The 22259-nt window shown below is 69.9% G+C and carries 21 protein-coding genes, 2 tRNA genes and 1 pseudogene; 13 read left to right on the top strand and 11 right to left on the bottom strand.

The genetic code is table 11. The features are described 5' to 3' along the window. Positions 1-2 precede the first annotated feature (2 nt). Positions 3-938, bottom strand: coding sequence for a sigma-70 family RNA polymerase sigma factor (locus tag C503_RS0115395; protein ID WP_018683111.1), 936 nt, complete (start codon positions 936-938; stop codon positions 3-5). Positions 939-987: 49 nt separating this feature from the next. Between C503_RS0115395 and dnaG the strand changes: the two genes are divergently transcribed. Genes dnaG through C503_RS0115375 form a run of 4 tightly spaced genes read left to right on the top strand, consistent with a single transcriptional unit; the run spans position 988 to position 4927 of the window. Continuing rightward, on the top strand, positions 988-2898 hold the full coding sequence (dnaG, locus tag C503_RS0115390; protein ID WP_018683110.1) for a DNA primase: 1911 nt from the start codon (positions 988-990) through the stop codon (positions 2896-2898). A gap of 19 nt (positions 2899-2917) precedes the next feature. Beyond that, complete coding sequence (locus tag C503_RS0115385; protein WP_018683109.1) at positions 2918-3445, top strand: hypothetical protein; 528 nt, start codon at positions 2918-2920, stop codon at positions 3443-3445. 52 nt (positions 3446-3497) lie between these two features. Next, a complete protein-coding gene (locus tag C503_RS0115380) occupies positions 3498-4262 on the top strand; it encodes a trans-aconitate 2-methyltransferase (protein ID WP_018683108.1) in 765 nt (254 codons plus the stop codon). Then, positions 4259-4927, top strand: a complete 669-nt coding sequence (locus C503_RS0115375; RefSeq protein ID WP_018683107.1) for an MOSC domain-containing protein — start codon at positions 4259-4261, stop codon at positions 4925-4927. The genes C503_RS0115380 and C503_RS0115375 overlap by 4 nt, the downstream gene beginning before the upstream one ends. A 160-nt stretch (positions 4928-5087) precedes the next feature. On the opposite strand, the gene C503_RS45955 is transcribed toward C503_RS0115375, so the two are convergent. Beyond that, positions 5088-5297: a hypothetical protein gene (locus C503_RS45955; protein WP_156893242.1), complete on the bottom strand. Its 210-nt coding sequence runs from the start codon at positions 5295-5297 to the stop codon at positions 5088-5090. Positions 5298-5398: 101 nt separating this feature from the next. Between C503_RS45955 and C503_RS0115365 the strand changes: the two genes are divergently transcribed. From C503_RS0115365 to C503_RS45950, 4 genes and pseudogenes are all read left to right on the top strand, one after another. Next, a tRNA-Asn gene (locus C503_RS0115365) sits at positions 5399-5471 on the top strand. A gap of 186 nt (positions 5472-5657) precedes the next feature. After that, a tRNA-Ile gene (locus tag C503_RS0115360) sits at positions 5658-5731 on the top strand. Positions 5732-5813: 82 nt separating this feature from the next. Then, positions 5814-5939 (top strand): hypothetical protein, encoded by a 126-nt coding sequence (locus C503_RS48510; protein WP_018683105.1) that lies wholly within the window; start codon positions 5814-5816, stop codon positions 5937-5939. Positions 5940-6175: 236 nt separating this feature from the next. Continuing rightward, a pseudogene (locus C503_RS45950) lies at positions 6176-7001 on the top strand (transposase). A 94-nt stretch (positions 7002-7095) separates the two neighbouring features. Here C503_RS45950 and C503_RS47305 read toward each other — a convergent pair. Further along, positions 7096-7488, bottom strand: coding sequence for a very short patch repair endonuclease (locus tag C503_RS47305; protein WP_211222403.1), 393 nt, complete (start codon positions 7486-7488; stop codon positions 7096-7098). A gap of 395 nt (positions 7489-7883) precedes the next feature. Then, entirely contained in the window at positions 7884-9146 is a 1263-nt protein-coding gene (locus C503_RS0115335) for a DNA cytosine methyltransferase (protein WP_156893241.1), read from the bottom strand. 123 nt (positions 9147-9269) lie between these two features. On the opposite strand from C503_RS0115335, the gene C503_RS39495 reads away from it, so the two are divergent. Beyond that, positions 9270-10007 (top strand): GIY-YIG nuclease family protein, encoded by a 738-nt coding sequence (locus C503_RS39495; RefSeq protein WP_018683099.1) that lies wholly within the window; start codon positions 9270-9272, stop codon positions 10005-10007. Between the two features lie 428 nt (positions 10008-10435). Here the strand turns inward: C503_RS39495 and C503_RS48505 are convergent, their stop codons facing one another. The 4 genes from C503_RS48505 to C503_RS43330 all read right to left on the bottom strand — a co-directional run bounded on the left by C503_RS48505 (position 10436) and on the right by C503_RS43330 (position 14003). Further along, positions 10436-10726: a DUF2637 domain-containing protein gene (locus tag C503_RS48505; protein WP_281170510.1), complete on the bottom strand. Its 291-nt coding sequence runs from the start codon at positions 10724-10726 to the stop codon at positions 10436-10438. 309 nt (positions 10727-11035) lie between these two features. Continuing rightward, positions 11036-11623 carry a dihydrofolate reductase family protein gene (locus tag C503_RS0115315; RefSeq protein ID WP_018683096.1) on the bottom strand — a complete coding sequence of 196 codons (588 nt, stop codon included), beginning with the start codon at positions 11621-11623 and terminating at the stop codon, positions 11036-11038. Beyond that, positions 11620-12420, bottom strand: a complete 801-nt coding sequence (locus C503_RS0115310; protein ID WP_018683095.1) for a metalloregulator ArsR/SmtB family transcription factor — start codon at positions 12418-12420, stop codon at positions 11620-11622. Before C503_RS0115310 ends, C503_RS0115315 begins: the two co-directional genes overlap by 4 nt. A 62-nt stretch (positions 12421-12482) precedes the next feature. Next, positions 12483-14003 carry a hypothetical protein gene (locus tag C503_RS43330; RefSeq protein ID WP_156893240.1) on the bottom strand — a complete coding sequence of 507 codons (1521 nt, stop codon included), beginning with the start codon at positions 14001-14003 and terminating at the stop codon, positions 12483-12485. Positions 14004-14322: 319 nt separating this feature from the next. Between C503_RS43330 and C503_RS0115300 the strand changes: the two genes are divergently transcribed. Continuing rightward, complete coding sequence (locus C503_RS0115300; RefSeq protein WP_156893239.1) at positions 14323-16413, top strand: tetratricopeptide repeat protein; 2091 nt, start codon at positions 14323-14325, stop codon at positions 16411-16413. Positions 16414-16529: 116 nt separating this feature from the next. Here C503_RS0115300 and C503_RS39480 read toward each other — a convergent pair whose 3' ends face one another. Together C503_RS39480 and C503_RS0115290 are read right to left on the bottom strand one after the other, a co-directional pair. Beyond that, positions 16530-16967 carry a GyrI-like domain-containing protein gene (locus C503_RS39480; RefSeq protein ID WP_018683092.1) on the bottom strand — a complete coding sequence of 146 codons (438 nt, stop codon included), beginning with the start codon at positions 16965-16967 and terminating at the stop codon, positions 16530-16532. Beyond that, the gene (locus C503_RS0115290) at positions 16964-17377 is read right to left on the bottom strand and encodes a VOC family protein (RefSeq protein ID WP_018683091.1); all 414 of its coding nucleotides are present in this window, start codon (positions 17375-17377) and stop codon (positions 16964-16966) included. Before C503_RS0115290 ends, C503_RS39480 begins: the two co-directional genes overlap by 4 nt. 348 nt (positions 17378-17725) lie before the next feature. On the opposite strand from C503_RS0115290, the gene C503_RS0115285 reads away from it, so the two are divergent. The 3 genes from C503_RS0115285 to C503_RS43320 all read left to right on the top strand — a co-directional run bounded on the left by C503_RS0115285 (position 17726) and on the right by C503_RS43320 (position 21259). Next, positions 17726-19795 (top strand): glycosyl hydrolase family 18 protein, encoded by a 2070-nt coding sequence (locus tag C503_RS0115285; RefSeq protein ID WP_018683090.1) that lies wholly within the window; start codon positions 17726-17728, stop codon positions 19793-19795. A 137-nt stretch (positions 19796-19932) separates the two neighbouring features. Further along, on the top strand, positions 19933-20601 hold the full coding sequence (lepB, locus tag C503_RS43325) for a signal peptidase I (protein ID WP_018683089.1): 669 nt from the start codon (positions 19933-19935) through the stop codon (positions 20599-20601). Between the two features lie 4 nt (positions 20602-20605). Beyond that, complete coding sequence (locus C503_RS43320; RefSeq protein ID WP_018683088.1) at positions 20606-21259, top strand: S26 family signal peptidase; 654 nt, start codon at positions 20606-20608, stop codon at positions 21257-21259. Here C503_RS43320 and C503_RS0115270 read toward each other — a convergent pair. Further along, positions 21240-22208 (bottom strand): CobW family GTP-binding protein, encoded by a 969-nt coding sequence (locus C503_RS0115270; RefSeq protein WP_018683087.1) that lies wholly within the window; start codon positions 22206-22208, stop codon positions 21240-21242. The two genes, C503_RS43320 and C503_RS0115270, sit on opposite strands and share 20 nt — an antisense overlap. Positions 22209-22259: the final 51 nt, after the last annotated feature.

Here is a 22259-nt window from a genome sequence, read left to right as displayed (position 1 = left end):
GATCACGGATCCAACAGCGGTATGTGCCCCAGCTTCTCCGGATTGACGATGTCGTACAGAGCAGTGATCCGCCCATCCCGCACGGAGAACGTCAACACCCGTCGATCCCGCCCCGTATACCGTCCCTCCCCGACGATCTCCGGCAGGTGCACCCCCAGATCCCCATTGACCAACACCATCTCCCCCGAGAACATCAACTCCCCATGCAACCGAGTGATGCCCACGAAGAACCGCCCGATCTTGTCCTGCCCCAGCATCAACTGCCGCGACGTCCGAGCCTTCCCCCCGCCATCCCCGATCAACACCACATCCGGATGCAGCAGCTCCGCCACCGCGGCCAGATCCCCCGCGGTCATGGCGGCAACGAACCGGTCCACCAGTTCACGCTGCTCGTCCAACGCCGCCCGAGGCGGCGGATCGGCCTCGGCGACAGCCCGTCGAGCACGCGAGGCATGCTGACGCGCGGTCGCCTCCGTGCAGCCCAACGTCGCCGCGATCTCCGCGAACGGCAGGTCGAACGCGTCGTGTAGCACGAACGCCACCCGCTGTTCCGGCGACAACCGGTCGAGCACCACCAACGCCGCGATGCGCACCCCGTCATCGCGGACGACCGCGTCCAACGGGTCCTCCCCGGGAGCGCCCGCGAGCGGCGTCACCAACGGTTCGGGCAGCCACGGTCCGACATACCGTTCACGTCGGGCGGTGGCCGAGCGGAGGCGGTCCAGGCAGAGCCTGCCGACCACCGTCGTCAGCCAGGCGCGCAGGTCGCGGATGTCCGCAAGGGCCGTGTCGTCCACTGCGGACAGTCGGAGCCAGGCGTCCTGGACCGCGTCCTCGGCGTCCGAGCGCGTGCCGGTGAGCCGGTAGCCGACGCCGACCAGGTGGGGGCGGTGTTCGGCGAAGCGTTCGGCGAGTGCCGTGGTGTCGGTGATGGGCACCGGGCCATCCTAAAGACGGCCGGGTGTCGAGGCACTAGGCTGGACGACCGTGGCTGGACGCATCCGGGAGAGTGACGTCGCGCTGGTCCGGGAGCGCAGTCGGATCGACGAGGTGATCGGCGAGTACGTCCAACTGCGCCGCGCCGGGGGTGGCGCGCTCAAGGGGCTGTGCCCGTTCCACGACGAGAAGACGCCGTCGTTCAACGTGCGGTCGACGCACGGCACGTTCCACTGCTTCGGGTGTGGCGAGGGCGGCGACGTGATCGCCTTCGTGATGAAGATCGACCACCTGAGCTTCGTGGAGGCGGTCGAGCGGCTCGCCGAGCGGGTCGGGGTGCAGCTGACCTTCGAGGGCGGCGGCACCAGCGTCCAGCGCGACCGGGGCACCCGGTCGAGGCTGGTGGACGCGCACAAGGCCGCCGCCGAGTTCTACGCCGAGCAGCTGCGGTCCCCGGACGCGGTCAAGGCCAGGGAGTTCCTGGCCGAGCGCGGGTTCGACGAGACCGCCGCGACCACCTTCGGCTGCGGGTTCGCCCCGGCCGGGTGGGACCGGCTGACCAAGCACCTGCTCGGGCGCGGGTTCGAGATCGCCGAGCTGATCAAGGGCGGGCTGTCCAGGGAGGGCAGGCAGGGGCCGATCGACCGGTTCCACCGCCGCCTGCTGTGGCCGATCAGGGACATCGGCGGCGACGTGGTCGGGTTCGGCGCGCGCCGGTTGTTCGACGACGACCAGATCCAGGCCAAGTACCTCAACACGTCCGAGAGCCCGATCTACAAGAAGTCCCAGGTCCTGTTCGGCCTGGACATGGCCAAGCGGGAGATCGCCAAGCGGCACCAGGTCGTCGTCGTCGAGGGCTACACCGACGTGATGGCCATGCACGCCGCCGGGGTGCCCACCGCGGTCGCCTCCTGCGGGACCGCGTTCGGCGGCGAGCACATCAAGGTGCTGCGCCGGTTGCTGATGGACGACGACGCCTTCCGCGGCGAGGTGATCTTCACCTTCGACGGCGACGAGGCCGGGCAGAAGGCCGCGAAGAAGGCGTTCGACGAGGGCGACCAGGAGTTCGCCGCGCAGACGTTCATCGCGGTGGCGCCGGACGGCATGGACCCGTGCGAGCTGCGCCAGGCCAAGGGTGACGTCGCGGTGAAGGACCTGGTGGCGCGCAGGCGGCCGCTGTTCACCTTCGCCATCCGCGCCGAGCTGGCCACGCACGACCTGGACACCGCCGAGGGCCGGGTGGAGGCGTTGCGCCGCACGGTGCCGCTGGTCGCCCGGATCAAGGACCACTCGCTGCGCGACGAGTACGCCCGGCAGCTCGCGGGCTGGGTCGGCTGGGAGGACACGCTGGTCGTGGTCCGCCGGGTGCGCGAGACCGCGGGCGTGAGCACTCCCGGCACCAACCGGCGCGCGCGCCAGTCCGACCCGAACCAGGGTGCGTTGGCGGTCGAGGTCGAGGGACCCCGTCGCCCCGACCCGCGCGACCCACGCCTGCACGCCCAGCGCGAGGTGATCAAGCTGGCCCTGCAGGAGCCCGCGCTCGCCGGACCGCTCTACGACTCGATGCCCGCGGAGGCGTTCACCGAGCCCGCCTACGCCGTGCTGCACCAGGCGATCCTGGACGCGGGCGGCACCGCGTCCGGCCTGGCCGGGGCCGAGCTGCTGGAGGCGGTGTCGCGGAACTGCGTGGCCACCACCGTGCGCAAGCTGGTCAGCGAGCTGGGCGTGGAGGCGATGCCGCTGCCCAACCGCAACGCCTCGACCGCCCGCTACGCCGCCGCGATCCTGGCCGCGTTGCAGCGGGAGCTGGTCGGCAGGCAGATCGCCGACATCAAGTCCCGGCTGCAACGGCTCTCGCCGATCGAGCACCCGGACGAGGCGCGGGCGCTGTGGGGGGATCTGGTAGCAATGGAGGAGTGGCACCAGGCATTGGGCAAGCAGGCGCGCGGGGAGTCGGAATGACCCCCGGCGGGGCCGCGCCGTGACCGGGTTGCTGGGGCGCCTGCTCGGCGGGCTGCCCAAGGGGTTCGCCGGTCGGCTCGACCGGGACGAGGGCGTGGCGGCGTGGGCCGAGGTCGACGGCGGCGGTCACCTGGTGGCGACCTCGCTGGGGCTGTGGGTGCCGGACGGGGCCGGGGCTCGCCGGATCGGGTGGCATCTGGTGTCCAAGGCGGCCTGGGACGGCGGCGGGTTCGTGATCACCGAGGCGGACGAGGTCGACCGGGCGGGTGACGCCGTGGTGCTGGCCGACCGGTCCCCGGTGCGGTTCGCCGTGGTCCGGCCGGGGCGGCTGCCGGTGGCTGTGCACCGTCGGGTGACGGGCTCGATCCGGACCCGCTACCACCGTGAGCTGCCCGGCGGCGGCGCGTGGTTCGTCCAGCGCAAGGTTCCGGGGCAGGATGGGACGGTGCTGCAGGTCCGCCCCGATCCCGGCACCGACGCCGGGATCGCGCGGGCCATCGCCGAGGACGTCGCCGCGAAGATCGACAAAGGGCTCGCGGAGGCCTGAGCAAGGCGCTAGGGTTAACAGTACGTACGTACGGTTTTCTTTGGAGGCGTCGATGTGGGACCCCGCGAAGTACCTGAGCTTCGGCGACCACCGGGCCCGCCCGTTCTTCGACCTGCTGGCCAGGGTCCGGGTGGAAAGCCCGCGCGCGGTCGTCGACCTCGGCTGCGGGCCGGGCAACCTCACCGTCACCATGGCCCAGCGCTGGCCCAACGCCCGGATCTCGGCCATCGACTCCTCCGCCGAGATGGTCGCCGCCGCCCAGCAGCGCGGGGTCGACGCGAGCCTGGCCGACCTGCGCGAGTGGCGCCCGGCCGAGGACGTCGACGTGGTGATCAGCAACGCCGCCCTGCAGTGGGTGCCGGGACACCCCGAGCTGCTCGGCAAGTGGGCGCGCGAGCTGGCCCCGGGCAGCTGGATCGGCGTGCAGGTGCCCGCCAACTTCGCCGCCCCCTCGCACGCCCTGATCCGCGAGCTGGTCGCCGAGCCCGCCTGGTTCGAGCGCCTGGAGCCGGTGCGGCTGCGCGAGGAGAACGCCACCCTCGGCCCCGACGGCTACGCCGAGGCCATGTGCGCGGCGGGCTGCCACGTGGACGCCTGGGAGACCACCTACCTGCAGCAGCTCGACGGCGCCGACGCGGTGCTGGAGTGGATCACCGGCACCGCTCTGCGCCCCATCCGCGCGGCCCTGTCCGACGCGGACTGGCAGGAGTTCCGCGCCGCGCTGGCCCCGCGTCTGGCGGAGGCGTACCCGCGCCGGTCGGACGGCACCACCTGGTTCCCGTTCCGCCGCGTGTTCGTCGTGGCGCGGGTCAAGTGACCGCCGGGACGGTCGCCGTCCTGGCCCGTTATCCGGTGAAGTCGCTGCGCGGCGAGTGTGTGGACCGGCTCGCGGTGGACGCGCGCGGCGTGCTCGACGACCGTCGCTGGGCGGTGCGCGCGGCCAACGGGAAGTTCGGCTCCGGCAAGAGCACCCGCCGTTTCACCCGCCTGCCCCGGTTGCTGGACATGTCCTCGCGCCGTCTGACGACCACACACACGATCATCGGCCTGCCCGACGGTCGCGAGCTCGCGACCGTCGACGAGGGCGTGCACGAGGCCGTGTCCGAGGTCATCGGCCAACCGGTCACGGTCGTCGAGGAGGGCCCGATCTCCCACCTCGACGCAGGCCCGGTCCACGTGGTCACCACCGCGTCCCTGCGCTGGCTCGATGCGGACTGGGCCAGGGTCCGCCCGAACCTCGTGATCGACGTGCCCGGCACCGACCGCCCGGAGGACGGCTGGCTCGGCAGGCGCCTGACGATCGGCACGGCGGAGCTGGAGATCACCGCGCCGGTCGTCCGTTGCGCCATGCTCGACCACGCCCAACCACCACTACCGGCGGCCGACCTGCTGCGCACCCTCACCCCGCACGACCTGACCTTCGGCGTCTACGCCAAGGTCACCCGCCCCGGCGTGATCACCACCGGGGACCCGGTCGGCTAGGCGCTGTCCGGCAAGTCCGGCACGCGCTATCCGCGCCCGCGCGGCCTCCGGCCGCACGGGCGGAAAGCCCAAGTACAACCCGGTACGTGCGGCTTCCCGCCCGCACGCCCAGAGACCACGCGGATCACGAATCCCGCGCACCAGACTTACCGGACAGCGCCTAGGGCCGCCCGCCGAGCTTGGCCCGCGCGATCCCCGCCGCGCCCTGGACGGCGGGGTGGTCGGCGATCCGCCGGTAGGCACGCACGATCTGCTCGTACCGCCCACGCCCCGCCTTGGCGCCGAGGACGTACCCGACCCCGGCACCCACCAGGAACCCCACCACATTCGCCTCCCACGGATAGTCGTCGCCCCATCCTCCCGCACGCACCCCGTGACCGCTCCGGCACTTCGGGGGTACCCGTGCGATAGGTGTGGCGGGTATGCGCTAGAGTTACGACTCGTTGGGCCACGGCCCGACAGGAGCGACCTTCCTCCATAGCTCAATTGGCAGAGCATTCGACTGTTAATCGAAGGGTTGCTGGTTCGAGTCCAGCTGGAGGAGCAACAGCCCAGGTCAGACGGCCTGGGCTTCTTCGTTGAGTGGGCCCGCGCAACACTTACGCAGCACATTGGCCGCAACGGCTCCAGCCTTCCATCACCTGATCTGGCGACTTCCCGACGACTCGTTGATCAAGATCAACCATGGGTGTCCGCTCGCCGTACACCCTCTGTAGTATCCGGCGGGTCGGGGGCGGTAGCTCAGTCGGTCAGAGCAGGGAACTCATAATTCCTTGGCCGTGGGTTCGAGCCCCACCCGCCCCACCGATTTAGTCATTGTGCGGACCACTCCGTCCGAGGCCGTTTCCGCTGGTAGGGCGGGTGCGGCTCCGTTGTTGTTGCTGGCTTGGGGGATGCGGAAGACCGGGATGAGCCGGTCGTCGGGGCCGGTGATGGTGACCTTCGCGACCAGGGCTTCGACGAGGCCCTTGATCTGGTTGTGGTGCCGCTGGTGATGATCTCGGCGATGTGATCAGCCACCACGACCAGGGTAGGGGGCTTGGGCATGGCGGGCTCGTCGTCCAGCGCGAGGGTCAGTTCGTCGCCGCGGGCGCGGAGCTGCTTGGTCTTGGCGCGTAGTTCGGTGAGCCGGTCGGCGACGGGGTCTGCTGCACTGTTAGGTGACATCTGAGTTGGCTTGCCGTGTTGGTGAGCTGGGAGGGTGTCGTTGTGCCCAAGCCCTACCCCCGGGAGTTCCGTGACGATGTCGTGCGCGTCGCCCGTGGCCGTGAGCCCGGTGTGACCGTCGAGCAGATCGCGAAGGACTTCGGGGTCCACCCGATGACGTTGTTCAAGTGGCTGCGTCAGGCCGACACCGACGAGGGCGTCAAACCGGGTGTGAGTCGCAGCGACTCGGCCGAGCTGCGTGAGGCGCGTAAGCGGATCAAGCTGTTGGAGCAGGAGAACGAGGTCCCGCGCCGCGCGACCGCGTATCTGTCGCAGGCGAACTTGCCGGGAAAAGGTTCTACCCGCTCGTGAGCGAGCCGGCCGCCGGCGGGATTCCCGTGGCGGTGACGTGCCGGGTCCTGAACACCGCTCGACAGCCGTGCTGCCGGTGGCGTGCCAGGCCGGTTACCGGGACAGAACTCGATCAGGCGTATCGGGCGAACGCGTTGTTCGACGCGCACCGCGACGATCTGGAGTTTGGCTACCGTTTCCTGGCCGACGAGGCCGACGAGGCCGACGAGGCGTGACGAGGCGTGACGAGATCGCCGGCTGCGTGGTGCACACCGACCGCGGATCGCAGTCCCGATCAAGGAAATTCGTCCGTGCGCTCACTCGCCACGGCCTGTCCGGCTCGATGAGCCGGGTCGGCGCCGTCGGAGACAACGCCGCCATGGAGAGCTTCTTCGCGTTGCTGCAGAACAACGTACTCAACCGGCGCACGTGGTCCACCCGTGACGAGCTGCGGATCGCGATCGTCACCTGGATCGAACGCACCTACCACCGCCGCAGACGCCAAACCGCCCTCGGCAGGTTGACCCCCATCGAATACGAAGCAATCATGACCACACCAGCCACCCAGGCTGCGTGACCACAACTGTCACCTACTCGCGCAGCAGACCCCCTGATCAGGCTCGGGCAGGTACATACCGCCAGCCGGTGGGTGTGCCACTCGCGGCGGCACTTTACCGGCTCGGAGGTGATTTTCGGTAGTTGAGAACCACGTTTCCGATGCGCTCCGCGGCCTCGTTCGGGTCTTCGTGCTCCCATACTCGGATGACCGTCCACCCTTGTTGGGCGAGCCGGCGATCCGTGTCGGAGTCCCTGGCTTTGGTCCCCTCGATCTTGGAAGACCAGAACTCGCTGTTCTTGGACGCGGGGCGGTGGTGTACCGGGCAGCCATGCCAAAAGCATCCGTCGAGGAAAACCGCGATCCGCTGGCCAGGGAATACGACGTCGACTGTTCGTCGAACCTCCGGCAGCGGACGAGCATTGACCCGGTAGCGCAGGCCACGTGCGTGTAGCGCCGATCTGAGGGCTCGTTCGGGGCGAGTGTCCCGGCCCTTGTTGGCGCGCATCACGGCACGCACAGCGTCGGAGCTGGCCCAGGATCGTGTGGCGGCGGGGGCGATGTTATCATCCACCCCTACGATGCCGCTCTCGGTGAACACACGCCACGCGGCGGCGAGGTTTCGAGCCCGCGAGGTGTCGTCGACTTGACAGACGTACCGTTCGATGGTCTTACCGTGGTCCGACCAGCGGATGTAGGCGTAGATACGACGGCTTTTCGATGGTAGTCGCAGGTAGATGGACGCGGTAGCGTGCCCTCCACCTGGTAGGCCGATCCTTCGTCGATCATGGCCGCCGGCCGCTTTGTCCTGCTCGGCGGCGCGAACGGCTCGACTCAATCCAGCTTTGGGGCGCCACGCGTGTTCAGGTGGTCTGGTCTCGTTCCAGTGACTGGGCATGGCAATCAGGCAGTACGGAGTTCCGATCCCTCGGCCTGGTCGAGCGCGGTGGCGACCGAGTCCGCCACCACCCTGCCGAGTTCGACGGGGACCGCGTTGCCGAGTTGGCGCATTTGCTCGCCGCGGGGGCCAACTAGCTCCCACTTGTCGGGGAAGGTCATCACGCGGGCGACCTCGCGCACGGTCATGTATCGGATCGACCCATCGTCGAGTCGCAGGACGGTCTCACCGCCAGGCACGCCGTGCACGCCGGCCTTCACCGTCTTCGCTGGCCGGTCGAAATCGTTGGGAGTATGGCCGGGGTACTCGCGCGCGCCGGGCCATCCGAAGTGATGCAAGAAGTCTGGGTGATCGACCTTGTAGCCCACAGGTTCGGGTAGTGCCTTCTTCCCGCGCGTCGTTCCGCCTCGGATGGCGTCGCGCACGGTGCGCCACGGCTGCTTGCCATCGTGTATCGGCAGTATCCCCGGCACAATGTCCTCACGCGGTAGCCGCTCGGCCCGTTCCCAGTAATCGCCGTCGGCTTGCGAGTGCCAGAGCGCGATCTCGGAGTGGGTCGGCTCGGGGAAGGTCCAGTCGACGAGGCCAAGATCCTTCCGGAAGGCCACGACGACCACGCGCCATCGAACTTGAGGCACGCCGTAGTCGGCGGCGTTCACCAGCGCCATCTTGACGTCGTACCGTTCGGTCAGATCGGCCTTGGTGGACTTAAGAGCCTTGATCAGGCGCTTGTCGTGATCACCCCAGTCCTCGCCGTCAACGCGCCGCTCGAACGGGGCCTCAAGCTCGCGGAGGATGTAGTCGTAGTACGGCTTGAACGATGACCGCAACAGTCCCTTCACGTTCTCCGCGATGACCGCTTTTGGCCGAGTCTCCCGTACCGTTCTGAACAGCTCCGGCCAGAGGTTACGCGGATCGTCGTAGCCCTTGTGAGCTCCGCCGAGGCTCCACGGCTGGCAGGGCACGCCGCCAGCGACGACGCTGACTTTCCCCTCCCAGCGAGTGAAGTCGACCTTGTGCACGTCGCCCTCGATCAGCGGCCACTTGGAACGCAAACCCTTGGGGTCGGGAGCGCCCTCGCTGTACTCCTTGGCGACGTTGGCGCGTAGCGTCTCGCACGCGCGGTGGTCCAGCTCGACGGCGAGAAGATGCCGGAAGCCAGCCTCGTGTAGCGCGTAGGCGAGACCTCCGCCGCCGGTGAACAGCTCAATGCTGGTTCCCACCTCGGGCTTGACCTTCGCTTCGCGCGTCGTTGATCGTTTGGCCACGCGTGAACTATACCGCGGAGGGTCTCGAACATACGTTCACCCTGGTGTCCGGCGTGTCGCGCGTGCGTAGGCCAGTACTCTTTCGGGGACAAGTTGAAGATCGCCCAAAGGGGGACCAGGCCGATGCCAGCGAGCGGCGAGTTTCGCCTCAGCATCACACGTGCGCTCGCCGACCAGCTAGCGGATGGGCTCGCGGCGCTCGGCCCGGACCCGCTAGGTCCGGTGTACATCGGGCGTGTTGATCCCAAACCCGGTGTCTACCAGCTCTATGAGAATGGCACCCTCATCTACGTGGGAAAGGCGCAGGCGTCGGAGCCGCTGCCCAAGCGGTTGCGTCAGCACTACGACAAGCTGTCGGGGCGTGTCGGTATCGGCACGATGACGTTCACCTGCCTCTACGTCCACGAGGACATGCAGGCGGTCTCACCCGAACAACTCCTGATCAACAAGTACAGGGGCGAAGGTAAGGCCGCGTGGAACTTCATGGGCTTCGGCAGCAAGGACCCAGGCAAGGAACGGGACACGACCAGGATTGACGCTGATCACTTCGACGCCGTCCACCCGATCAACCTGGACTTCGTGTGCGCCGATATCACGGCGGGAACCTATATCGTCGAGGATCTGCTGAAGCTCATGAAGAGGACGCTCCCGTTTCTATTCAGGTACCAGAGCGCCTCATTCCACCGGCAACTTGAGGTCGAGATCGTCGAGGACGCGCCAACCGCGGACGAGTTGTTCGATGCCCTGGGGGCTGTCATCGCCCACGCCGACCCCGAGTGGCGGATCACGGCCCTGCCGGGTTACGTGATCATGTATCCCAAGGACGGGCCATACCCTCACGCGCTGAGGACTTACCGCTGACCCGCGCATGACATCGACGCGGTTCGGGACGGTTCGCCAGAACACGGCTGTCACGGGACGGCGGTTGCGAAGCGCGGTCCCCCGTCGCTGACCTACGCCACCTTCCCATGCTGTTTCCACCGTCGCAGCACGCGGCGGCCATAGTTGTTCGTGCCCGAGATTCGGTCCAGGTCCGCGCCGGCCGGTGTGTGGCCCTTGGATCGCTCAATCACGTAGTAGGCCCACATTCGCCGTTCGGCGGTCGGCTCGACCGGCGGGCGAGACCGCTCCGGGACCACCGTGAGACGCACCACCTTTCCCGGCTCGGCGCCAGTCTCAGTGATCTCGACGGTGGTCTCGGCGCGGTGCCGCTTGAGCGCGGTTGAGCAGTTCGACCCCCAGCAGGAAGGCCGGCGGCGGGCACGCTCAGCTCAGGAGCCGCCGCCACGCTAGCGCGAAGCGAGAGGCGGATCCCGAACAAGAAGGACAACCAGGCAGCCCACCTGCCACCCGCATGACGGCCGGTCGTCTTCCGCAAACTCGACCGTGGCCGTGGTCAGGATGCCGTCCACGATCAACGGCCGGATCGCCGCCGTGGCCTCGTCGGCACCGAACCGCAACGCGAACTCCCGCCCATGGCGGTAGGAGGCGTACGCCGTGCCGAGCGCGACCAGCGCGGTGCAGGCGCACTGCACCCGCAACGCGCGATCCCGCTGAGCAGGTGTTGCTGTAGCACTCATCGCAGCACACCTCCTGTCGCGCGTCGTACGTCGTCCGGGCAGCAGCCGGCGCGGGCGAACACCTGCGAGCCGGTCACCGAGCGGCCTACCGGCACATGCGGGCCCGGACGCGGAGGTAGTCCGCTCCGCACACCACGCAGGCCAGCCCGTCGGCTTGCGACGCCGTCAGCCCTGTAATGGCTGCTTCGCCGCTCATCGTGAACCACCCGCCGTAACACGTCGGGTGCTTACCGGGCGGATCGTGATTTCAGGCCCTTCGACCAAGATCGTTTGGTTCGTATGCTGAAGCATGAGGCCACTACGCCTCGTTCAGCGCACCCGGTCGTAGATCACGGCCGTCTCGCCGAGGGCGCCGGTGTCGTGCCGGGCGACCGTCCACCGGGTGGCGGGCAGGCCGTCGTCGAACAGGCGGGTGCCGCCGCCGGTGATCTCGGGGGTGACCAGCAGGTAAAGGCGGTCCAGGAGGTTGGCGGCGAGCAGTGCCTTGATCACGCTCACGCTGCTGTTGACCAGGATCTCCCCACTGCCGCTCGCCTTCAGCTCGGTCACGACGTCCGCGGCCGGGGCGTTCACCACCCGGGCGCGGTCCCAGGGGGACTCGGTCAGCGTGGTCGACAGGACGACCTTCTCCACGTCGGCGAGCCACTTCGCGTAGGCGCGGTCGCGCGGGTCGGCTTCCTCGTTGGTCGCGATCGACGGCCAGAAGCCCAGGAAGCCCTCGGCGTTGCGCCGCCCGAACAGTGCCGTCGTCGCGTTCTCGTGGATGCGGCCGAGGTGGTCGCGGCCCAGGTCGGTGATGGCGTAGGGGACGATCGCGCCCAGGTCGCCGGGGCCCGCGGGGCCGTGGTAGCGGCCGTCGAGGGTGATGGCGAGGTTGGCGGTCACCGTGCGGGTCATGACTTCTCCTTGATGATGTCGGTGAGGTTGTCGAGAACCTGCCCCCAGCCGGTCTCGATCCCGGCGATGAACGGGGCGGATTCCACTGTGGTGTCGGTGATGGTCAGGTCGAGCCGCAGTCGCGTCCCCTCGGAAACGGTGGTGAGGCCCAGGTCGTAGTGGCCGGTGAAGGCGACGGCGCCCGCCGCGTCCAGCACCGAGAGGTCGAAGGCGAGCCGCTCCGGTTCGGCCACGTCCCGGACCCGTCCCTCGGACCGATACCGCTGCCCGTCCCCATCCCGGTATTCGAGGACGACACGCCCGCCCGGCCCGGGTTCGAACGCCCGGTCGACGACCGCCATGGACGGCGGCGCCCACCATGACGCCAGCAGATCCGCGTCGACCCAGTGCCGCCACACGACTTCGCGCGGCGCGGCCAGCGTCCGCTCGAACGCGAACGCGCGCCCGTCCGCCCACCGCTCCTGATCCGCGGCCGCGGTCTCCACCTCGATGGCGGCCCGGTAGCGAGCGATGACATCCCGCTCACCCTGGTGCGCGTCGGCGGCCTCGACCAACTCGTCCAGCCGCCGCGCCAACTCCCGCAACGGCGCGGGCTCGATGGCGTAGACCCGGCGCTGCCCGAGCGGGAACACCGTGACCAACCCGGCCCGCGCCAACGTCTGCAGGTGCTTGGTGGTCTGTGGCTGCCGCAACCCGGTCAGCTCCGCCAACTCGCCCACCGCCCGCGGCCGCTCCACCAGCAACTCGACGATGCGCCACCGTGCTCCGTCGCCCAGCGCCGAGGTGATGTGCTCCATGCCGAGAAGTATTCAACCCAGAGAATATTCAAGTCAAGGAATACATTTGGATGTGGTTCGGCTCACAGCAGGATGATCGCGCCACTCTCGGCCCCGGCGTCGACGGTCACGCGGTCCGGGCGGTCGGCGGGCGGGAGGGTCGACCACCAGTGCAGGGCCGCCGTGGTCGCCGAGAGCGTGGTCGTGCTGTGCGCGGTGATCACGAGACCGGTCCGCAGGACGGCGACGACGACATCGGCCGAGGCGGTGGTGATCCGGGTGCCGGGGAAGGCGGTGAGGATCGAGCGGGCGTGCGCCACGGCTTTGGCCTGATCGGGAAAGGAGGCTTCGGACCAGATGGCGGAGGCGGTCTCCAGAGCGGCGATGTCGAGGGTTGTGTCCGCAGTGGACAGAGAACCTGGGGCGTCGTGACGGGCGGTGGTGCGTTCGAGAGTGAGGTGGGCGTGACTGTTCTCGATCCGGGCGTGGGTCACCGTGCTGCGGTAGTGAGTGGGGGAGGGGACGGCGAATCGTCCTAAAGGGACCGGCTCGGTGGTGAGAACCGTTGCGGGAAGGGACAAGCCCATGATCCGGTAGAACACTTCGGTGATCGTGGGCGTCGACTGCCTGGTGAAGATGGCGTCGACGAGCGGGGATGCGACCGGCTCCGGCGGCTCGGCGATCCGGTCGACGTCCAGGCGGGGGAGAGCCGACAGCAGCCGGGCGAGCGGCGAACCCGGCACCACCTCCGGCCCGCCGTCGGCCGCGATCAGCACCGGGCGCCGCGCGGCGGCGGCATAACAGGTCAGCGAACCGTGATCGGAGACCACTACATCGGCGGCGATGAGCGCGGGACGCCAGTCCTCGTCCTGGGGGAGGAGGACCAGACCCGCGTCGACCGCCCGCCGTAGCCACGCGCTGATCCGCAGCGAGCCGTGACGCCGCCAGATATTGGGGTGCAGGGTCATCACGACCCGGTGGTGGTCGGCGGGAAGCGTGGTCACCAGCCTCTCCGCCAGCCGCAAGTCCGTGCCGAACAAGGAGTTCACGCCCCAGGTCGAGCACAGCAGCACCATGCGCCGGTCGTCGGCGTCGAATGATCGTCGGTGGTGGTAGCGGTGCACCTCGCCTGCGACGATCCGGTCGAGGCAGGGATCGGCGGCCACCACCGTGTGGTCGGCCAGGCGCGGGTCGATCGCCTTGAGCGTGTCCGCCTGGTGGTGGTGCGCCACGACGATCGTGTGCGGGACGACGCGGCCGTCGGTGACCAGGGCCGACTCGCGCAGACCGGAGATCCGGGTCGGGTCGTCCGCCGCGCGCCGGTGGTAGCCTGCGCCGTGCGGCATGAGGACGACGGGTGCCTGGAGCCGGTCCAGGTCGGTTTTGTCACTGGCGGCCAGGGCCAGGTCGAACCGCCGGGCGAGCACGTCGACCCAGGGGATGAACCGCGCGCCTGCGTCGATCAGGTGGTCGGGTAGGCCATGGGAGAACGCGGAGCCGCCCTGGGCGGTGTCCACGGTGAACCGGACATCGACCCTGGGATCGGCCAGCAACACCCCCACGACATCCCATAATCGGCGCAGCGTGGCGGGAGTGCGCACCACGACCAGGACCGTGTGCGACGGAATGATCGTGTCCCACCCGCTCGGTCGTGCGAAAGGCGGCCGCGGACCGGCTCCCGGCTCCCGGCTCCCGGCTCCCGGCTCCCGGCTCCCGGCTCCCGGCTCCCGGCTCGATTCTTACCATGCTGTCGTCCGCCGTGGTCGGATGGTCGCGCCGCGCCGCCGGGGCCCGCGGTCATGCCTGCCTCCCCCGGGGCGGTGGTGTTCCCGGCACGGTAGCAACCGGCCGGGTCGACCCGCCCGCGCCGGGAGGGCGTGTGCAGTACCGTGACCTTCTCGGATCGCCACAGGGGGCCGGTGAGTGGGTACTGACGGGGTGCGCAACGTCCAGACCGGGGTGGCCGCCCAGGTCGTGCAGGCGCAGAACATCGGGACCGTGACGTTCGTGCAACCCGCGCTGCCGCCCGCGGTTCCGGCGCTGGTGCCGCCCGGCCCGTCCGCGTTCGTCGACCGGGTCGAGCACCTCGAACTGCTGCGTTCGGCGGTGTCCGGCGAGGTCGGGCCGGGCAGGCCGGTCGTGGTGGCGGTGCGCGGGATGCCGGGGGTGGGGAAGACGGCGTTGGTGCGCAAGGCGGCGGCGGTGTTGTCGCCGCAGTTCCCGGATGGGGCGTTGCACGCGTCGTTCGGCGTCGACGGCGAGTCGCCCGCGGAGGCGTTGGGCAGGCTGCTCAACGCGTTGGGGGTCCCGGAGTCGTTGGTGCCCACCGACTTCCCGCGCCGCCGCGACCTCTACCGGTCGCTCACGGCGCGGTCGCGGCTCATCACGGTTCTCGACGACGTCACCGACGCCGCCCAGGTGGAGGCCCTGCTGCCCAACTCGGCCGCCGGTCTCGTCCTGGTCGCGAGCAACACCGCATTGGAGGACCTGCACGCCGACGGCGCGGTCCCGCTGGTGCTGGAGCCGCTGACCGTCCCGGACGCCCTCGACCTGCTGCGCCGGGCGTGCCCGGACGGCCGGGTGGACCGCGAGCCGGAGGCGGCCGCCGAGCTGGTCCGGTTGTGCGGACTGCTCCCGCTCGCCGTGCGCGCGGCCGGTGCCCGGCTGGCGGTTCGTCCACAGTGGACGATCGAGCGGCTGGTCGGGGAGCTGCGCGGGGCGGACGCCGACCGGGTGCTCGACCGGGTCACCAAGGTGTTCGACGCCGTCTACGCCGACCTGTCCGAGCCCATCCGGCGCGTCTACCGGGCGCTGGGCATGCTGGTGACCCGGGAGTTCGGCGTCGAGGTGCTGGCCACCATGGTCGAGACCTCGGTCGACGCCGTGCGCGTCCACCTCGACCAGCTCGTCGCCGCCGCGTTGGTGGAGGAGATCCAGCCGCCGGAGACCGACGACGGCCGAGTGCCCGAGGACACCCGCGACCGCTACACCATGCACCGCCTGGTTCGCGGGCACGCGCTGACCGTCGCCGCTCGCGAGACCGGAGAGGCCGACCGCGAGCAGTTGTTGCGGCGGGCAGTGGAGTGGTGGTTGCTCGGTGCCACTGCCGCCGATGTGGCCGCCACCGGTATCCAGCGTCTGCGGATCGCGGATCCCGCGCGGTTGCTGTCCGAGACCACCTTGACCATGAACGCGCGCACCGCCCTGGCCTGGTTCGACCGCGAGCACACGAACATCGCCGCCGCCATGCGCGCCTGTGCCGAGCGCGGTTGGCACACACTGGTCTGGCAGCTGTTCGAGGCCACCTTCGCCTACTACGACGCCCGCCGACCCCTGGCCGCCTGGGTGGAGACCGGCAGGCTCGCCGTCGAGTCGGCCGCGCTCGACGGGCACGCCGCCGCCGAGGCCCGGTGTCGCTGTCTGCTCGCCAAGGCCTACCAGGAGCTGGAACGCCACGGCGAGGCCGCCGCCGAGCTGGACCGGGCCCGCGCGCTCGGCGGCGACGACCGGCTGCGTGCCTCGACCTACGACTTCACCGGCAATCTCGCGCTGCGCACCGGCCACTTCGCCGACGCGTTGCACTGGTTCCGGCAGGCCCGCGACATCAACATCCGGCTCGGCCGGGCCCGCGGCACCGCCATGCAGACCCTGTTCGTCGGCCGCGCGCTCGCCGGGCTGGGCCGCGCGGACGAGGCGCTGGCCACGTTCACCGAGGCGGCCGGGCTCGCGGAGGCTGCGGGCGCGGACAGCGTCCTGGCCAAGTGTCTGCTCGCCACCGCCGCCGTGCACGCCGCGGCTGGGCGGCCCGAGGAGGCCGACCGGGTGCTGACCGAGGCCGAGGCGATCGCGCGGCGGCTGGACAACAGCGCGCTGCTCGCCGAGATTCACCTGCTCCTCGCCGACACCGCCGCGGCCCGGGGCGACCACGCCACCGCCGAGCGCCACCGGAACGCCGCCGTGGCCGCCTACGAGCGCATGGGCAGTCCCCGCGCGGCCCGGGTGCTGGCCGGCTGATCACACACCGCGCCGGGCCGTTACGCTGTGTGCTCCGGAACGGCGGTCGGTACCCGTTGTGTGTGTGGCGTTCCGGGCGATCCGGGCGGCGTGCCATGGCGCGCCGCCCGGATGTCTCAACCCAGCAGGTAGTGCACTTCGGTCGTGGGTGACTCCTCGTCCCCGTGCCCGTAGACCTCCCAGCGCACGCCCACCGGCCGTTCTCCGTGCTCGGCGCACCAGCGCAGCACGGCCTCGTGCGCGGCGCCCAGACCGGAGTAGGGGCCGCGGTGGACGGTCGACGCCACCCGGCCCGCCGGTAGGATGGAACGGACCAGGTCGGCGGTGATCTCCACCGGCTGGTCCAGTTCGACGCCGACCTCGACGTTCGGCGTGTCGTCCAGGTAGAGCATCACGTTGCGCCCCTTGCGCCCCGGCCCGCTCCACCGAATGCCCGCGTGCACCCGGTCCAGCAGCCGCGGCCACACGCCCGGGTACTCCGGCCAGGTCGTGCTCGCGGTGAGCACCGCCGTCGGTCGCGCGGGCGCCTCGGCCACGGCGACCGCGTAGGTCACCGGGGCGCGCCGATGTTCACCAGCCAGGGAATGCCGAACCTGTCCACGCAGGCGCCGTACTCGTCACCCCACATCTGCTTTTCCAACGGCGTGGTCACGGTGCCGTCCGCGGACAGTTTCTCCCAGTACCCGCGCAGCGCGTCGTCGTCGCCGCTGAGGCTGACGACCATCGAGTTGACGCCGCGGTCGTGCGGCATGTCGGGGGTCAGGTCCGCGCCCATCAGGGTGAACCCGGACGGGGTCTCCAGCTGGCCGTGCATGATCTTGTCGGCGAGCGGGGTACCGTCGGCGCCGCCGAGCTCGCCGAAGGTGTTCAGTACCAGGTGGCCGCCGAAGACCTCCTGGTAGAACTCCATGGCCTGGCGGGCCGTGCCGGGGAAGTTGAGGTAGGGGTTGAGCCGGGCGGACATCGGTTCTCCTCTGCTCGGGAACGGCCGCATCCTCGCAGATCAGGCGTGGTGCGACAACGGCACGACCGGGTCGGCGGGGGCGGCCGCGAGGGGCGGGCGGTGGTGGTCGTCGAGATTGTCGACCGCCGTGGAACAGGCCGGATAAATGGCAATGGTAATGGCAATTCACACCCGAATCGGGTCGGAAATGCCCGTTTGTTTCGAATTTCGTCCTTTTCGTGTCGGCTTGGCGAACCGCCCGCCGCAGCGGTCTTGACATCGGCTTTGGTCTAGTCCAATTTTGGGGAGCACCACCGCGACCGCGGTTGTCCTCCCGGTTGCGGCCCATTCCCTGCACTGGAGCGCACGATGCGGCTGTCCAGAAAACTGTTGTCCCTACTCACCCTGACGGCGACCGCCGCCACGGTGACCGGCGTCGCGCTGGCCACCGGCTCGGCGGAGGCCGCCCAGGTCGCGGCCAAGCCACTGCCCGCGAAGGTGTTCGCGCCCTACTTCGAGGCCTGGACCGGCGAGAACCCGGCCACTCTCTCCGCCGCCTCCGGTGCCAAGTACCTGACGATGGCGTTCATCCAGACCGCCAACCAGGGCTCCTGCACCGCGCTGTGGAACGGCGACACCTCGATGCCGATCGGCTCGACCTTCGCCGCCCAGATCCAGCAGATCCGCGCCGCGGGCGGTGACGTCATCCCGTCCTTCGGCGGCTACACCGCCGACACCACGAACACCGAGCTGGCCGACAGCTGCACCGACGTCAACAAGATCGCGTCCGAGTACCAGCGGCTGATCACCACCTACGACATCAGCCGGATCGACCTCGACATCGAGGCCGACTCCATCGAGAACTCCGCGGGCGTCGACCGCCGCAACAAGGCCATCAAGCTCACCAAGGACTGGGCCAAGGCCAACGGCCGCCAGATCCAGTTCTCCTACACCGTGCCGACCACCACCACGAGCATGGCCGACAGTGGCAAGGCCATGCTGCGCAACGCGGTGCAGAACAACGCGGAGATCGACGTCGTCAACCTGATGACGTTCGACTACTACGACAACGCGGGCACGCACAAGATGGCCGAGGACACCAAGACCGCGGCCCAGGGCCTGGTCAACTTCCTCGCCTCGATCTACCCCGGCAAGACCCAGGCCCAGCTGTGGGGCATGGTCGGCGTCACCGAGATGATCGGTGTCGACGACTTCGGCCCGGCCGAGACCTTCCAGACCGCGGACGCGGACACCGTGCTCGCCTGGGCGAACCAGAAGGGCATCAACACCCTGTCGTTCTGGGCGCTGCAGCGCGACAACGGCAGCTGCCCCGGCGGCGCCGCCCGCGACGACTGCTCCGGCATCGCGCAGGACCAGTGGTTCTTCAGCAAGAAGTTCCAGCAGTTCACCGGCGGCACGCAGAACCCGACCGACGACTTCTCGCTGGCCGCGAACCCGAACTCGGTCGCCATCAACCCGGGCGCCAGCGCCACCTCGACCATCTCCACCGCCGTCACCGCGGGCAACGCCCAGACCGTCACGCTGACCGCAGGCGCGGCCCAGGGCGGGGTCACCGCCACCGTCAACCCCGGTAGCGTCACCGCCGGTGGTACCGCGACCGCGACCTTCACCGCCGCCGCCAACGCCACCCCGGGCACCTACACCTTCACCGTCACCGGTGCCGCCGCCTCCGGCAGCCACACCGCGACCGTCTCGGTGAAGGTCAACGGCACCCAGCCGGGCAACGACTACTCGCTGGCCGTCAACCCGACCACGGTCACCGTGGACACCGGCAAGACCGCGACCGCCACGGTCAACACCGCCGTCACCAACGGCAACGCGCAGACCATCGCGCTGAGCGTCGGCAAGCCGCAGAGCGGCGTCTCCGTCAGCCTCAACCCGACCTCGGTCACCGCGGGCGGCACCTCCACCGCGACGGTCACCGCCGCCGCGAACGCCACCCCCGGCACCTACCAGTTCACCGTCAGCGGCTCGGCCCCGTCCGGCAAGAAGTCGGTGACCTTCTCGGTGACCGTCAACGGCACCCAGCCCCCCGGCGGCTCGGTGACCAACGGTGACTTCGAGACCGGCTCGCTGGCCCCGTGGACCGCCGTCGACGGCACCACCGTGGTCAACTCGGGCGCGCACGCGGGCACCTACGCGCTGTCGGTCGGCGCCTCGGGCTCCAGCACCGGCGAGGCGTCGCAGAACGTGACGCTGCAGCCGAACAAGGCCTACACGCTGAAGGCCTGGGTCAAGGGCAACTACGCCTACATCGGCGTTCGCGGCGGGGCCACCGCCAGCACCTGGACGCTGGGCAGCGACTGGCAGCAGGTGTCGATCCCGTTCACCACCGGCGCGAACGGCGCGGTGACGATCTACGTGCACGGCTGGTACGGCCAGGGCACCGTCTTCGCCGACGACTTCACCATCAGCTAGTGGAATCGGGCGGTCCCGGTCGATCGGGCCCGCTCACCGTGGAAGCCGAGGGGGCGATCCTGCCGGGTCGCCCCCTCGGCATGTGTCCACAAAGGTGCTACATTCCGCGCACGATGATCCGACTGGGGGATTGCGTGGTGAATGTCCGGTGGCTCCTGGCCGCCTTAGCACTGGCATTGGGACTGGCGTCCGCGGCGGTCGGCTGGGTCGACCCGTTCGACGGACTCGACACGGCGGTGGTGCCCGCCGACGCGATGCGGCCGACCCTGACCAAGGGCTCGGAACTCGGCTATCGCACCGGTGTCACGCCCGCGCGCGGGGACGTGGTCGTGTTCTATCCGCGGGACTGGACGGAGGACGTCCGCTCGACCAAGATCCTGCGCGTGGTCGGTCTCCCGGGTGACACCGTGGCGGCCGACACCGACCGGGTGCACATCAAGGTCGACGGCAAGACGATCGACGAGAGCTACCTCTTCCACGACTCCACTCATCTCAACAACTTCTCCGAGAAGGTCCCCGAGGGGCGGCTGTTCGTCATGGGGGACTGGCGGGGCAACTCCGTCGACTCCGTTTTCGAGGGATCCGTTCCGCAGGAGTGGATCTCCGGTGTGGTGGTCCGAGTGGACGGTCGCCCGATCACGCCGGTCACCGCGTTCACGGCGGCCGGTCTGCCCGGGGAACCGTTGTCCGACAAGGCGTCCGTGACCCGGCTGGTGCTGTTCGGCGTCGGCGGTGTGCTCGTGGTGATCGCGGTCGTGCTCGGGGTCTCGGCCATCCGTCGTTCTCGTAGACCGTCGGTGGACTGAGACCGTGAAACCCGCCCGTGTGTTGCTGATCGCCGTATTGGCGTTGCTGGGCGCGTTCGCCGCCGGTCTCGGCGTCCTCGCCTTGCAGGTCCCCGACATCCGGAGCACCTACACCCAGGGCGGGGCCATGTACCCGACGGTATGGGACGAGCAGTCCGTCCGCTACGAGTCGGGCGGGCGGCTGCGGCGCGGGGACGTCATCGTGGTGGGCGTGCCCGATGTCGACTACGGGACCCTGGTGGGCCGCGTCGTCGGCATCGCCGGGGACACGGTGGAGTGCTGCGACGAGGGCAGGCGGGTGCGGATCGGCGCCACGTCGATCGCGGAGGACTACCTGTCGGACGTCGAGGAGTCCCCGGCGACCCCGTTCCAGGTCACCGTGCCCGACGGCAGCGTGCTGGTTGCCGTCGACACCCGCTCGGACGCCCCGAAGCTGGTGCCGTCCGGTGACATCCTGGGGCGCGCGACCAGGACCGACCGGGGCGACATCGCGCGCACGACCGTGTTCACTGCCGCCGGGTTCACCGAGGAGTTCGACGTCGTGGCGCACGGCGCCCCCCGGCTGCCCTGGTTCCTGATCACCGTCGGCGGGGTCCTGCTGGTCGCCGCGCTCGCGACGGCCCTGGTGTCCCGGCGGGTCAGCGCACGAACCGGGTGATCGACAGCAGGTCCAGCGGATCCACCGGCTCCCGCGCCACCGTCGCGGCCAGCCGTTCGGTCAGCCCGGTCTCGTCCAGCTCGGCGCCGATCAGGACCAGGTCGGTGCGGCGGGCCGCGTCCGGCGCGGGAGTCAGCCGCACTGCGCGGCCGACCGTGTGCAGCAGGAACGGCTCGTCGTGGCCCACGAACCGGGTGAACCCCTTCATCCGGTAGACACCGTCCGGCAGCTCGGTCAGGAACCGGGCGAACCGCACCGGGTGCAGCGGCTCGTCCGACCCGAACGCCACGCTCGCGTAGCCCGCGTGCAGGTGCTCGGAATGGTCGCGCGGCTCCAGGTCGTCGAACGACAGCTGCCGCTGCACCGGGTCCGGCCGGTCCACCGGGTCGAACAGCAGCGCCGGGTCCACCCGCCCGAACTCGGTCGGCACCACCGGCGTGCCCCCGGCCAGCTCGCGCACCAGCTCCAGCACCCCCGGCCCGGCCCGGTCGGCCTTGTTCAGCAGCACCAGGTCCGCCCAGCGCAGGTGCCGCTCCACCTGCGGGTGCCGCTCGCGGGTCGCGGCGAACTCGGCCGCGTCCACGACCTCGACCAGCCCGCCGTAGCGGATCATCGGGTTCGCGCTGGCCAGCACCAGCTTGACCAGCGCGGGCGGCTCGGCCAGCCCGCTCGCCTCCACCACGATCACGTCCACCGGGCCGTCCGGGCGGGCCAGCCGGTCGAGCATGGCGTCGAGCTCCGCCGGGTCGACCGCGCAGCACAGGCAGCCGTTGCCCAGCGACACCGTGGCATCCACCTGGGCGGCCACCGTCAGGGCGTCGATGTTGACCTTGCCGAAGTCGTTGACGACCACGCCGATCCGGGTGTTCGCGGTGCGCAGCAGGTGGTTGAGCAGGGTGGTCTTGCCCGCCCCGAGGAAGCCCGCGACCACCAGAACCGGGATGTCCACCGGGCGAGGGTAGCCCCCGCCGGGACCTGCCCGGCGGGGGCTACACCCCCA

This window comes from Actinokineospora enzanensis DSM 44649 (assembly GCF_000374445.1).
Classification (GTDB): Bacteria; Actinomycetota; Actinomycetes; order Mycobacteriales; family Pseudonocardiaceae; genus Actinokineospora; species Actinokineospora enzanensis.
This window is presented reverse-complemented; position numbering and strand designations above follow the sequence as displayed.